The organism is Paenibacillus sp. J22FR21, from assembly GCF_056269135.1.
Genome location: NZ_JBWDNJ010000003.1, coordinates 833,020 through 845,685, shown reverse-complemented (window position 1 = coordinate 845,685; position 12,666 = coordinate 833,020). Strand labels below are relative to the sequence as shown.

General features: G+C 50.7%; 13 protein-coding genes. 3 read left to right on the top strand and 10 right to left on the bottom strand.

Annotated elements, in window-relative coordinates:
• Window positions 1–13 precede the first annotated feature (13 nt).
• The 8 genes from AC0YNS_RS14355 to AC0YNS_RS14320 all read right to left on the bottom strand — a co-directional run bounded on the left by AC0YNS_RS14355 (window position 14) and on the right by AC0YNS_RS14320 (window position 8,399).
• Window positions 14–847 (bottom strand): phytanoyl-CoA dioxygenase family protein, encoded by an 834-nt coding sequence (locus AC0YNS_RS14355; RefSeq protein WP_475781666.1) that lies wholly within the window; start codon window positions 845–847, stop codon window positions 14–16.
• A gap of 636 nt (window positions 848–1,483) precedes the next feature.
• Window positions 1,484–2,248 (bottom strand): SDR family NAD(P)-dependent oxidoreductase, encoded by a 765-nt coding sequence (locus AC0YNS_RS14350; RefSeq protein ID WP_475781665.1) that lies wholly within the window; start codon window positions 2,246–2,248, stop codon window positions 1,484–1,486.
• A complete protein-coding gene (locus AC0YNS_RS14345; protein WP_475781664.1) occupies window positions 2,245–2,538 on the bottom strand; it encodes a hypothetical protein in 294 nt (97 codons plus the stop codon). Before AC0YNS_RS14345 ends, AC0YNS_RS14350 begins: the two co-directional genes overlap by 4 nt.
• Before the next feature lie 153 nt (window positions 2,539–2,691).
• Window positions 2,692–4,632: a DUF8034 domain-containing protein gene (locus AC0YNS_RS14340; RefSeq protein ID WP_475781663.1), complete on the bottom strand. Its 1,941-nt coding sequence runs from the start codon at window positions 4,630–4,632 to the stop codon at window positions 2,692–2,694.
• 55 nt (window positions 4,633–4,687) lie between these two features.
• Entirely contained in the window at window positions 4,688–5,464 is a 777-nt protein-coding gene (locus tag AC0YNS_RS14335) for an SDR family NAD(P)-dependent oxidoreductase (RefSeq protein WP_475781662.1), read from the bottom strand.
• A 29-nt stretch (window positions 5,465–5,493) separates the two neighbouring features.
• On the bottom strand, window positions 5,494–6,207 hold the full coding sequence (locus AC0YNS_RS14330) for a GntR family transcriptional regulator (protein WP_475781661.1): 714 nt from the start codon (window positions 6,205–6,207) through the stop codon (window positions 5,494–5,496).
• 255 nt (window positions 6,208–6,462) lie between these two features.
• On the bottom strand, window positions 6,463–7,503 hold the full coding sequence (locus AC0YNS_RS14325) for a Gfo/Idh/MocA family protein (RefSeq protein ID WP_475781660.1): 1,041 nt from the start codon (window positions 7,501–7,503) through the stop codon (window positions 6,463–6,465).
• Window positions 7,504–7,532: 29 nt separating this feature from the next.
• On the bottom strand, window positions 7,533–8,399 hold the full coding sequence (locus AC0YNS_RS14320; RefSeq protein WP_475781659.1) for a phosphogluconate dehydrogenase C-terminal domain-containing protein: 867 nt from the start codon (window positions 8,397–8,399) through the stop codon (window positions 7,533–7,535).
• Window positions 8,400–8,557: 158 nt separating this feature from the next.
• On the opposite strand from AC0YNS_RS14320, the gene AC0YNS_RS14315 reads away from it, so the two are divergent.
• The 3 genes from AC0YNS_RS14315 (at window position 8,558) to AC0YNS_RS14305 (ending at window position 10,664) form a co-directional block, all read left to right on the top strand.
• Entirely contained in the window at window positions 8,558–9,415 is an 858-nt protein-coding gene (locus AC0YNS_RS14315; protein WP_475781658.1) for a sugar phosphate isomerase/epimerase family protein, read from the top strand.
• Window positions 9,381–10,016 carry a GntR family transcriptional regulator gene (locus AC0YNS_RS14310; RefSeq protein WP_475781657.1) on the top strand — a complete coding sequence of 212 codons (636 nt, stop codon included), beginning with the start codon at window positions 9,381–9,383 and terminating at the stop codon, window positions 10,014–10,016. Before AC0YNS_RS14315 ends, AC0YNS_RS14310 begins: the two co-directional genes overlap by 35 nt.
• Window positions 10,017–10,427: 411 nt before the next feature.
• A complete protein-coding gene (locus AC0YNS_RS14305; protein ID WP_475781656.1) occupies window positions 10,428–10,664 on the top strand; it encodes a hypothetical protein in 237 nt (78 codons plus the stop codon).
• A 59-nt stretch (window positions 10,665–10,723) separates the two neighbouring features.
• Here the strand turns inward: AC0YNS_RS14305 and AC0YNS_RS14300 are convergent, their stop codons facing one another.
• Together AC0YNS_RS14300 and AC0YNS_RS14295 are read right to left on the bottom strand one after the other, a co-directional pair.
• Window positions 10,724–11,710, bottom strand: coding sequence for a zinc-dependent alcohol dehydrogenase (locus AC0YNS_RS14300; RefSeq protein ID WP_475781655.1), 987 nt, complete (start codon window positions 11,708–11,710; stop codon window positions 10,724–10,726).
• Window positions 11,707–12,540 carry a sugar phosphate isomerase/epimerase family protein gene (locus AC0YNS_RS14295; RefSeq protein ID WP_475781654.1) on the bottom strand — a complete coding sequence of 278 codons (834 nt, stop codon included), beginning with the start codon at window positions 12,538–12,540 and terminating at the stop codon, window positions 11,707–11,709. Before AC0YNS_RS14295 ends, AC0YNS_RS14300 begins: the two co-directional genes overlap by 4 nt.
• Between the last annotated feature and the right edge of the window lie 126 nt (window positions 12,541–12,666).

Sequence of the window (12,666 nt, the reverse complement as noted above, 5' to 3'; positions counted from 1 at the left end):
GTAAGTCCCCTTCCTATTCCCAAGGCATTGCTACTGGTTGACCGATGCGGAAGTTACGGTACACTTCTTTTTCCTTAGCAGTCATGGCATCGTAAGTTTCACGCGGAATCGGAGTGTGCGTGCTGGAATTGTACCAGTGACGGTTGAAGATCATAGCCAGGTTCGTACGACGATCGTCCGAACGGTTTGGCGTGCCGCGGTGCCACATACGGATATCGCGGATGACGATAGAGCCTGCAGGCATGAATACTTTCTCCGAAAGCATGCCTTCTGCTGCGCGAACGATGTGCAGGTTCGGGTTGATGCTGCCATCAAGCGTATCGTGGTTCGCATTATCCGGATTCAGGTGCGTACCGCCCGGCCAAATTTCAAGCGGACCATTCACTTCATTAACATCAACCAGCGGAATGTTCACAACTAGGCTGAACGCCGGAAGCGGAACCGTCAGTTCTGGGAACAGCGGCATGATGTCGCAGTGTACAGCTTGATAATCAGAACCCGGCATAGGTGTATCGGATGCAAAATAGGAACAGTGGAAACCTCTGCCGAGCACTTTCTCGATCACGCTCATCACGATAGGGTGAGCAATAACTTCGCTGTCATTGAACGGTGCCATGAATGGCAAGAACATTTGTGCACGGTTTGTGCCTGTGTTGTAACCGCGTTTGTCGATATACTCGTCGAAGATCGGATCGAAAGAGTCACGGATTGTTTTGATTTTCTCGTCGCTCAGTACTTTCTCAAACAAGATATAGCCGTTTACTTTCACCTGCTCAGCTGCTGTTTCCAACGTTTCCGGGCTAAGCTGCCCGCTTGCCAATTCTTGCTCAGTCAATTTGATTCTCATATCAATCGTCTCCTTTAGGTGTGTTGTATAAGATCAATGGCGGTTAGCCAACGATTCCAAAACCATATTATCCCTCGATTAGCATCGACATCGCGCTGGGCAGATATGCGGTGCTCGCAGGGAAGAGTGCCTCCATTCATGGAGCAGCAACAAAATCACGTCGTTATTGCGGAAACTATGACATGCAGCATAGATTAGCCAGAAGCGGACCTGCCATGTCGCTGTCAGCTCCCTATGAATAATATACATGTTTTTCTCGCTAAGTGAAACGTTTCGACAAACAGAAATTAAGACTGCCATAAATGACCGCAATTAGCAGGCGTTTACTTCTCAATTTTGATGGGGGAGCGTCTTGTTTGCCCTGAAAGCGTTATCTTACTTCACAACCCGAACATTGGCAACTACAGATAACAATCGAAATGCGGATGTACTCTCCTATGAGCGGTAACTCCTACCTCTCTTGGGATTCTATCGTCGAGTTCCGGCGAGTGTGTTGCTCTGGCTTAATTGCTGAGAGTCGTTCTTCTCTGCGTGGTTTCAACGCGGAGAGTTCGGTTTTCGCACTCTCAGCAAAACAAAGACCATCCCCAGCTAGGGATGGTCTCCGATTCAGTCACTATGAATTTATAAAGTCCATTAGATTGCTGGCATAACGTTGCCGCCGCAAACAGGAATGTAAGCCCCGGTAATGAATCCGGCCAGATCGGAAGCCAGATATGCGACTGTATTCGCGATATCTTGATCGGTGCCTCTGCGCTTCAACGCCACGCTTTTCTCATACGCTTCATTGTGCTCCGTCCCGTTTGCACGGTCACGGTCGGAAATGGTCCACCCCGGCGCGACTTGGTTGACCGTAATCTGATATTTGCCAATTTCCTTGGCCAAGATCCGATAAACGCCGTCCATCCCCCGTTTGCCGGCCACGTAGGCGGATTGGGTTTCGAAGTTTTGCATGGCGCATTCGGTGTTGATGCCAATGAACCGGCCTGCTTGTTTCTCGATCATGGCCGGTGCGAAAGCTTTCGCCAGATAGACGCTCTGCATCACGCAGGATTCAAACTGGCTGCGATAATCCTCCGGCGCCTGCTCCAGGACAGAGGTCCATGCATACTGAATGACAGCGTTAGCGACTACGATATCAACATGGCCCAGCTCCGCATTCACTTTATCTCTCATCGCAACAATCGAATCCAAATTTGTAATGTCGGCTTGTACAATAGCAGCACGTCTGCCTAAGGCGTTAATCTCCTTCTGCAGCTCTACGGCTTGTCCTTCATTACGGTTGTATTGAATCGCAACATCCGCTCCGCATGCTGCTAATGTTCGAGCCATAACTCTGCCCAATTCTCCGGTAGCCCCGGTAACGAGCGCGGTGCGCCCGGTGAGATCGATTCCGATCATGATTGTGCCTCCTCTTGATCTTCCGGCAATGTTGCAGCTGCTGCATCAATCAGGCTGTCAAACAGATCATCATCCTGCTCGATTGCGGCTTCAACTGCATGGATTTGCTCTTCAGGGCCGGGCTCTTTTGCGAAAAGCAAGCTATAATCCCAAGTCGTTCCACGCAGGCTGTTCAACTGGAGCGTAATTTCGTAGGGGTGTTTATGGCCTTCAACCTCGAATTGAACGCTTCCTCTGTAGCCGTTTTCCTTGTCATGTGTCATAGCTGCTTGAATAATTGTAATGTTCATCGTTCGTTAACCTCCAAAATGGTGGACATGCTTCCGCCATTATGCACCTGTCGATGCCTGCCTGCGGAATGACTTGCCTAAATTATACCATGCTTGCTGCAAAATGCGTAAAAACGGGCAGCCCCCAGCCGCCCGTTTGCATCAGTCGATTCGTTATTCGGTCCGTCCTGTCAGCAGCGGCTCCGCTGATTGACGCGACCAAGGTCCGTCATAAGTGGGCTCATTCACATAGCGAGACATCAATAATGAAAGGCGAATGGATGCGCCCGGAAGCAGCTCGATCTGCAGCCATTTGCTGTTTACCTGTACCGTTTGCTCAGTATCAGTTTCTCCAAGCACCGTGGCAGAAATAATGTCATGCTCCCCGAATGTGCCACCCTGGATGACTACAGTATGCGACTCAAACATCGATGTATTCACCACATGCAGTGTCGCAGAGTCGTCGCTCAGTTGTTCGACAAGTGCCGCCGTATCTTGCGGAAGCCCTACGCGCTTGCGATCCCCATCGAAATAACGGAATCTGCCGTGCTGGAAGCCGCCGTGTGAAATATGCATCGGTGCACCGAGAGTTAGCTGCACGAGACTTTCCATATAGACCGGGCACAGCTCCTGCCATATATGAATGCTGGAGAAGTCATCATCATTATACGATGCCGACCACTGCGCCGGATCGCCCATTGGGGAATCCATTCGGTCCAGCTGCTTCATGATCAGCTTGAAATTCGCATCCAGAATGCGGTCCGGATAATCCGGCAGCTCACCATTCATATAGCGGAACCAAGGCTCCGTGTTGCTTATAAAATGTTTCGTATCACGACCGGTCAGCGCGTCCTTGCCGGATACGTTCGGGATCACCACCTCATCCCAGTTGTAGCTCTTCGGAATGCGATTAATCCGTTCGCGATCTTCTTCAGCCATCGAGACCGTCCATAGATAGATCGGATACCGTACGCTCGCTTCCCGGAAATCGGACCACCCTGCATCAAAATGCTTGTAAGGCACTACGGTCCTGCCATCCTCCGCCTGCTTGCGAAGCGACCAGTTCAAATCAATCTGTCTGCGCGCGAGTCCAAGCTGCTCCATATCGCCTGTAAGCAGAACCGCGTTCATTGTCGCATTCGTGATCGGCTCAATGACGGTCATGAAACCGTGCGGCCAGCGGTAGCCGTAGTAGCCGCCCCACCATTTGCCATCGTTATACTCCCCGATTTCATCATTTAAGCCTACATTATCAGGGATCAACCCTCCGTTGCGTTCTGCCCGATCGCTCCAAGCCGCCAAGTAGTCCAGTACCCATTGTTTATACTTGTCATCGGCCGTATGCATGAACGCATTTGCCACAAGCCCGGTAGCATTTAAGTTCAGCGGCACATCACCGCGGTTCATGCGCTCATTCATCATCGCAAGCAGATGGCCGTAGATCGTGTCGTCACTCCACTTGCACTTGCGCGATGCGAAATCCACACCCGGTATATCTTCATATGGCGCTAAATAATTATCCAGAATGCCCCGATGCGTAGACCAATCCTCTGCGGAAGCGATGAAACGCGGTCCTTTGCTGCCATTGAGCGGAGAACGAATCAGCTTCTTCTCTTTGTCGTAGTTCGGCGCTTCCGAATCATCGCCGGTATACATGTTTGCGAATCGCACAGCACGCTGCCGGTCTTTCAATAGTGCGGGTCCCGACAGTCCCAGAAAATAAAAATATAAATACCCTTCTCCGTGATGCATCCAGTCATAATAAGCGTCAAATTCGCGATGAATCTGTCCATATTCCGTCCACTGGAAGGTGATGCCTTCCCATATTCGACGGGATGCCTCATGCAGGAAATCGTCGCCCCCTAATGCGTGAAGCAGCGCTAAGTTCATGAAACCTTCATATGGATCGTCAGAGCCGTCCATTCCCGGCCAATCATTTCGCCAAATAAGTGTACCGTCAGGCCTTGTATATTTCTCGATGAAGAGTTTCGCGGATTCATTCAGGAGGTCGAATAATTGCCTTTGCTTCACAGCCCATCCTGGTGCGGTGCTGCGACTTGCTGCCGTTAAACTTGTTTGCAGGGGAAGCGGAAGTTGAAGTGGACTCAAACTCACTTGAAACACATCCTTCTTATGAATTGTTGTGATTCATTTTATGGCTGTGGCTCGTTTAATCCTTGGTGTTCCCAAGCGTAAAGCCGCCTTCAATCGGGATGATGGCTCCGTTCACCCATGAAGACTCTTGGCTAACCAGAAAAGCGACAGCGCTTGCAATTTGCTCCGGCTTACCAACATGGGGATCCTCATAAATCCGCTCGGCCGCCTGCTTCGCTGCTGCAGGATCGCCCATCTTCTGCTGCAGCCAAATCTCCAAGAGTGGCGTGGCTACACCGGCCGGAAGCAAAGCATTAAACCTTACTCCTTCCTTGCGCAGCTCGAAGGCAAGTCCGCGCGTCATATGGTTTAAAGCTGCCTTCATCGTGTCATAGACGAGGTTGTCATGCGCATTGATCTGTCCGTTGATTGAGCTTACATTGACGACAGCCCCTTGCCTCTCGCGCAAATAAGGCAGCGCCTCCTGAATCAAAAAGAAACCTGCCTTCACATTGACCGCAAACAGCCGATCCCAATCTTGATGGGTCACTTCGGCAAGCGGCTTGCTGCAGACCAGCGCGGCATTATTAACGACGATATCAAGGCGTCCCCATTGTGTAATTGCAGCCTGTACGAGCTTGCCCGGCACCGATGGATCACTGAGGTCCGCTTGCACGAACAAGGCTTCTCCGCCATTTCGGATAATCTCCGATACGACCTTCGTACCTCGTTCCTGGTCTCTGCCGGTAATTAATATTTTGGCGCCATGCTCTGCCAGCTTATATGCCGTCGCTTCACCGATTCCGCTGGTCGAGCCTGTAATAATAGCTGCTTGGTTATGTAAGCTCATCATAACTACGCGTCACCCTGCTCCTTCTGCTGCTAGATTTCCCCACCACTGCGAATGATGACATTTAAGATATTTTGCCTGGAGTATGCCAGATGTTCCGTGACAGCCGCCTTCGCCGCTATAAAGTCTCTTGCCCGAAGCGATTCATAGATAGACAGATGCTGACGAAAAGCAAGCATCATCATCTCGTCCGTCACATGCGGCTCGCCAAGATTCAAGTAACGATAATGCATCAGCGATTTGTAAATCTCCACATTTTTACGATTGCCGCTCATCCGCACAAGCTCCAAATGAAACATGAGATCAAAGTTGGATTGCAATACAATGTTGATGCCGTTCCCCTCTGCAATGGATGCAGCAGCATGCTCAACCAGCGCATCTAACGCATCGAATTTGGAAGCAAGCAATCCTTCGTCCATGACGCTCAGCTGCTCAATCGTCCATAAGTCGATCATCAACCGGCTGTTCATGATGTCATTGACGTTATCCACCAATACGGGATTAACGAAAGTTCCTACTTTCGATACGGTGCGGACAAGTCCTTCCATCTCAAGCCGGTTCAGTGCATCTCGAATCGGGGTGCGACTGACGCCAAGCTGTTTAGCCAGCTCCGGAATGAGCAGCTTCTCGTTTGCGCCGAAATGTCGGGCTAGTATTCGCTCCTTAAGCACTTGATAGGTTTGATCCCAAATATTACTGACGTCCAGTTTCGCTAACGGCTGCGGTGGAAGCTGACTCGAAGACACGTTACTAACCTCCTGATTTCTATATATGAATTGTCATGTTGTATGTTGTATACAACATTATAGTAATGAAGCTGGATAATTCCGTCAATCCTTTTCTTGGAAAAGAGATTCTACTAACCAAGAAAACCCGGGAAGCAGAATGCCGCCGGGTTCTCTCAAGTTATGACCGTAAAATTTGCGTACTATTTTCTCTCCAACATTTCCCCGGAAATATTCGACGTTTTCTTCCCCTTCAAGCTGTCGAATCAGCCGTGACTAAGTGAATGTAATCATCTTATTCTCTTCAGCACTTTCATAGACAGAGAAAGCCAAACGGAGCGTAATTAAGTTATCTTCGCCGCTTGTTTGGAACGGTTCACCGTTAGTTAAACAGGCAATAAAATGCGACTGCAGCCGGAAGTGGCTCTCTTCGTGATCAAGCGTTGTCTCGGCTTTCACTACTCGTTCCGAAGATCCGTCCTTCGACACAATCGTGATTTTGCCGTCTGTATACATTTTCAAGCTGCCATTGCTGCCATCAATGACGAACTGCTCCAAATGGACCGCCCGAACTTGCTCGCCAAGCGGACGGTCCAGCTTCTGCCTAGTCGCCCAGCTCATATCCATGAATCCATAGAATCCGTCATGTCCAAGCATGACAATGCCGCTGTCTTCCCCGATAATATGGTCGCTGACCCGTGTTAGCTCCGCCGTCAATCGCTTTGGTGTCCCGAAGAGAAACCGCCATGTATCAAACCAATGCACACCCATCTCATAGAAGAGCAGCTTGGGCATCGTTCTGAAGAACGGTTGCGGCAGTTCAGCTTCAGGCTCCATCCGCGGAGTGTAATAATCGGTATGGATGTATCTTGCGACATGCAGCTTACCTAACTCACCGCTGTCGATAACTTCTTTAATCGTTTGAAAAGGCTCCAGCCACCGCCAATTCTCCGTAACCATGAGTCTCACGCCGTTTCGTTTCGCGAGCGCGACCATCTCTTCGGCTTCTTCAAGTGTCGGCGCGAATGGTTTCTGGCACATGATATGCTTGCCCGCCTGCGCAGCCTTCCGAACGAAATCCACGTGTGTTTCAGCGCCTGTTACGATATCAATAATGTCGATATCCGCATGAGCGAGCATATCGTCGATATTGTTATATAATTGATCGGAAGAAATGTTGTATTTGGACGCAGCTTGTTTTAGTTTCTCTGAAGATCGGTTGCAGAGCGCGATAATTTGAACACCCGGAATTCGGCTCCACGCCTGCAGATGCTTATCCGACCAGAAGCCGGTTCCGATTAGACCAACTTTCCACATGCTTCTATCTCCCTCTCTGTCATGATGAATTATTTAAGCGCAGGCTTCTCATCCAAATGCAGCATGAGACGCAGCACTTCATCTAGAGATTCCTTCGTAAACACTTGCTTCCAGTCCGGTTTGAAAATCTTATCGTAGCCGTAATTAATCGCGATCTTCGCCGCATCGGAGAATGGATTCACATTATTGAACGCAATGGCCAGCGGGATTTGGATATGGCCGAGCATAAACGATCTGGCTGCAGCTGCCGGAACGCCCATTCGAATCACTTCATCCATCGCTTCTTTCATAATACAAGCAGCAGCTGCCGCAACTACTTCTGCCGCTGCCGGCTCAAGCAGCGCCATATGTTCTACCGTTATGCGGTGACATTGCGTAACCGGCGCAAACATACGGATGCAAATCTGTTCCGCAATATCGAACCTCTCCTCGCTGCCTTGCTGAAGTGCAATGACAATATCCTGTTTCGCCGCAATGCCGCCGAACATGTCTTGGCGCGCTTCCGGTGAATCTTGCTCCTCGAACAATGCGGGGTGACACGGATGTGTAACGACAAATGTACAATCATCGCGCAGCGCTACTTGCTGTGCATAGGCTGCCGCCGGATCTAGCAAGATGACAGTCGCACCGGCCTTCAGCTGCGAAACGATCTTCTCGCTTAACGGCCCAATGACAGCATCAGGTACAGCAAGAATAACGAAGTCGGCTACTGCAAGCGCTTCGTCATTAGGCGTGATGGACAATCCTCGCTCCGAGATGCGGGCAATTCCATTCTCAGCTTGTTCGCACAGAAGCAGCTGATAATCCGTTTGCCTCAAATTATCCGTAATTCGGCAGCCCATTTTACCACCGGCACCAAGCACGGCAATTACGATTTCACTCAGTTGGTTGCTCATTCATCCTGCTCCTTATTAATAGAATAAGTATTATTGAAACTAGCATAACTGATCGACATCAGACATTCAATACATAATGTATACAATACATATATATTTATTGCCGTCCTCTAAAATACCTGTTATTCTAAGGTCACAAATGCTAGGGAGGAATCTGTGTGAGACTTGGACTTAGCTCTTTCACCTTCACTTGGTCGATCGGCATTCCCGGCTATGAGCGGCCGGCTGAACCGCTCACGCACGAAGGACTTATTAAACTTACGCGAAGCTGCGGACTCGATCTTGTGCAAATTGCGGACAATCTGCCTCTTCATCCGCTTTCGTCAGAAGAGTTGTTGCAGTTGAAGCAAATCGCTGATGAACAGAACGTCTCGATTGAAGTTGGCACACGGGGTACGGAACCCGCACTGCTGCTGACTTATCTGTCCATTGCTCGGACGCTGCAATCCCCGATTGTTCGAACGATCATTACGACGCCTGATCTTGCTGCCGCAGAGCAGCAGCTGCGTGAGGTACTCCCCGCCTTCGAGGAAGAGAATATTGCGCTTGCCATTGAAAATCATGGCTTGCATACAACGCAGCAACTGGTACAATTATTTGAGAGCTTGAATCATCCGCTCGCGGGCTGCTGCCTGGATACGGTGAATTCTTTTGGCGCGCTGGAGAGTCCGGATGTCGTCATTAAACGGTTAATTCCCTTTCTGGTAAACCTGCATATTAAAGACTTTGATATTAAACGGGTTGACCACCAGCTCGGCTTTACGATCCTCGGCGCGCCTGCCGGAGCAGGCCGGCTCGATTATGAGCTTCTGCGAGATTCAATTCGGGAGCATGACAAAACATCTGCAACGGCTATCCTTGAATTATGGACACCGTTCACGGAATCCGTGGAGCAGACGGCTGCACTCGAACGAAGCTGGACGGAGCAATCGATCGCGTATTTGAAATCCATTCATTTCATAGAAGAAAAGGATACTGACAATGGCAACCATAACATTGAAAGAGAAAGCGTATGAGCAGCTTCGCGCTTATATTCTAGAAGGAACCATTAATTCCAACGATCAGCTGACGGAGAAATATTTGGTGGAGCTGCTCCAAATGAGCCGCACGCCAATCCGTTCCGCTCTTGAGAAGCTGGCTGCGGAAGGTCTGCTAAACATTGCGCCTAATAAAGGGCTGAGTCTACCCGAATTGTCGCTGCAGCGAGTTGCGGATTTCTTCGATTTCCGGATTGCATTGGAAGGTCATATCGTGCAGAAGCTGGCCAATCGCAAGCTCCCGCAGGAGGAGATTGCTTGGTTCCGTGCAAATTTGCTCATTCAGGAGCAGACCGCCGCGCAGCATGATTACCTGGCATTCACCCACGCGGATTCCGAGTATCATCGCCGCCTTGCCCTCGTCTATGACAATACCGAAATGGTGCAGATGATGGATAATCTGCAGGATCGGCTGTTCCAGATGGCACTTAAAGTGCTTCGCAAGGACATGAACCGCATCGGGATGTCCTATCGCGATCATTTGGAAATCTTCGAGCTCATTCTCGAAGGCAACGCCGCAGAAGCAAGTCGGCGGATGGTCGAGCATCTGGCCTACGGGGCGCGGATATTAGTGCTATAGTACATTGGTGAGCTGCTGCGGAGCTGCTTCTGTCATCTCATTTAGATGATGGAGGCAGCTTTTTCTAATGGATGTTGTTTGAAGAGAGGTTCTGGGTACCTCTCTTTAAAAGTAAAGTAGCTCACCTTTGGCTCTACATGGACGGGAATCAGGAAATTGTGAGAAAGTAGCTCTCCTGGGGACCTACATTGGCGGTAATGAGGAGTATTGGGCGAAAAGTAACATGTCCGTTTGCGCAACAGTTGCTTAGAAGCTTAGACAACCTAAAGGCAGGCTGAACGTCATGTTCTTAGACGATCATTCTGCCTTATTTATGTTACATACTACAGACATGCGCCAATACGGGCAGGCTGCACGGTTCATATCATAGACCAGCGGTAGCAGTATGCGTCAGAAGGAGGCATCGCGGCCATGTTCTGCTGGATCGGCAAAGTCATCATCGTGAACAACAATGGCACCGTCCTGTTCGGCGATGCCAATATTTTACCCGAGTTTGGTGAGAATCCAGAGGCCGAGGAAGAAGTAGACGAAGATCTGGGCGGAGAAGATGTTGTCGTCGATGAAGAAGTTAACGCGAACCGACGAAAGTCGAAAAAAAGCAAGAAATCCTCTTCCGCCGCCGGCAAGAAAAAACCCAAGAAACGCTGATCGTTGGACAGCGAAGTTTCGGTTTACGGCTTCCGGTTGCGCTTTGCCGGTTGCTATCCCTAAACAAGCGACCAATCAAATACAAGGCCAAGCGAATGGTTCCGCTGCTCGGCTAAATCCTCGTACACAGCAGCAGCTTGCTTCGGTGAAACGACTTCGTACAAGCCGTCTACATTCACCTTTCCGGCTGCCAGCCATTGCAGCGCCCCTGCTAGATTCGTGAAAATTCCGGGCTCTGCCGCGCTTCCGGCGTGCAGCGGAATATCCCATTCCCAGCCGCTGCGCAGCACGACATAGTTATGGAAAACAAGATGCAGCAGCTCATGCGCGTACGCTTCGGTCTGCCGTCTCCATGGTACGCCTACCATGACTACCTCGCCATTCTTGCCAACCATGCGACTGCCGTCAAGCACAGCCTGCTCATGCCCGGAGCATTCCACGACGAGTGCGAATGTCCCTCTGAGAGCAGGATCATCCACAGGCGGCAAGCTCGATATATAAGCACCACCGGCAATCCTAGCGGCAGCTTCACGCTTCCACGCCACCGGATCGTAAGCCGTAACGGAATAGCCGCTAGCCGCGAATAGCTGCGCCGCCATATTGCCGACCAAACCCAATCCGCTTACCATCACCCGCTGAGGCGGTCTTGCTTGTGTCGTCGAAAGCGTCGACATGCTGACATTCATCATTCTCGCGAAGACAGCCGCTGCCGGGGACAAGCCCTCCGGAAGCAGCAGTGCTTCCTTCTCACTTACACGCTGCACAGATCGATGCGGCCCCATGCAGAATGCCAAATCTCCAGGCTTGAAGGCTTGGACATCACGACCAACCTCTTGTACCCGAAACACCGCGGCATAGCCCGGAATACTCGTGAAATCAGCCCGCCCCAGATACAACGCGAGCTCCGTCCCCGTACTAATTAAAGTGAACAAGGTCTCTCCTATAATTTCGTTCGCCTGCAACAGGGCAGCCCCGCGATCCATCGACTGAAGCTCGATTCTGCGAACGCCTGTCAGAACAATCCCAACATCCTTTCGGCTCGTCATTTCAGCTTCACTCCGATCGAACTTGCTGTTGCTCGAATATAGTCAGCCGCAAGTCGGTATTCGGCGTCACTGTCCAGATGCTCCAGCATAAGCGGTACATCACGGTCCAGCTTCACTAACTGGCGGAGATACTGAGCATAATCCAGCTTTCCCAGCCCCGGACGCGTTTCATCCAGATGAACCACCATCGACGAGCCAAGCACAATATCCTTAGCATGGCAGCTGCGAATATAGGGACCAAGCTTGGTGAAGCATTCTTCGATCAAAGCCCCGTTCCGATAAAACAGCTGCGGACTAGTGACAATGTTCACAGGATCCAAATGCACGGCAAACGCCGTCCGGTCAATCGCCTTAATGAGCTGCAAATAACTGTCGACAGTATCCGGGTACATCCACGGCATCATTTCCAGCGTATAATAAGTACGCTCAGGTTTCACATGATCGATGATTCCGCGAACGGTATCGACGATCAGCTCGAAGGTTTCGTCTGTCAAGTTCGCCGGATCATGACCATCCCACTGCTCGCCTAACGAACCGGCGATGTTCACGCAGCAGCGTGCCCCTGCCAGCTCTGCCGTCACGAGCTTCTTCTTGCAGTAGCGGATTGCCTGCTCCCGCACCTCCGGGTCTTGGCTCAGCGGGTTGCTCCACGCCCCCGCCTCCGCAATGACAATGTTCGCCGCTGCGGCAGCGCGAACGTACTCCTCGATTTGTGCCGCTTCATCCACATCCGGAAAATATGCAGCCGTATAACCGCGCTCTGCATGTGCAGCAATCCAGCGCTCCGGATCAAGCGTTTCCCTTGCCAGAATCGGACCTCCGAGCCTCATGAAGGATCATTCCTTTCTATCCTAAATTTCCTAATCATTGTATTCCGTGACCTCTGCCCTAAATCCTTCCATCCTGATTGCCATAAATAGCAAAAAACAGCAGAAACGGTCCTACATAACCCGCTC

What these genes read in the sequence shown, in the direction of transcription:
- AC0YNS_RS14355 (WP_475781666.1), bottom strand. Translation starts at nt 847, where the DNA reads ATGAGAATCAAATTGACTGAGCAAGAATTGGCAAGCGGGCAGCTTAGC.
- AC0YNS_RS14350 (WP_475781665.1), bottom strand. Translation starts at nt 2,248, where the DNA reads ATGATCGGAATCGATCTCACCGGGCGCACCGCGCTCGTTACCGGGGCT.
- AC0YNS_RS14345 (WP_475781664.1), bottom strand. Translation starts at nt 2,538, where the DNA reads ATGAACATTACAATTATTCAAGCAGCTATGACACATGACAAGGAAAAC.
- AC0YNS_RS14335 (WP_475781662.1), bottom strand. Translation starts at nt 5,464, where the DNA reads ATGATGAGCTTACATAACCAAGCAGCTATTATTACAGGCTCGACCAGC.
- AC0YNS_RS14325 (WP_475781660.1), bottom strand. Translation starts at nt 7,503, where the DNA reads ATGTGGAAAGTTGGTCTAATCGGAACCGGCTTCTGGTCGGATAAGCAT.
- AC0YNS_RS14320 (WP_475781659.1), bottom strand. Translation starts at nt 8,399, where the DNA reads ATGAGCAACCAACTGAGTGAAATCGTAATTGCCGTGCTTGGTGCCGGT.
- AC0YNS_RS14310 (WP_475781657.1), top strand. Translation starts at nt 9,381, where the DNA reads ATGGCAACCATAACATTGAAAGAGAAAGCGTATGAGCAGCTTCGCGCT.
- AC0YNS_RS14305 (WP_475781656.1), top strand. Translation starts at nt 10,428, where the DNA reads ATGTTCTGCTGGATCGGCAAAGTCATCATCGTGAACAACAATGGCACC.
- AC0YNS_RS14300 (WP_475781655.1), bottom strand. Translation starts at nt 11,710, where the DNA reads ATGACGAGCCGAAAGGATGTTGGGATTGTTCTGACAGGCGTTCGCAGA.
- AC0YNS_RS14295 (WP_475781654.1), bottom strand. Translation starts at nt 12,540, where the DNA reads ATGAGGCTCGGAGGTCCGATTCTGGCAAGGGAAACGCTTGATCCGGAG.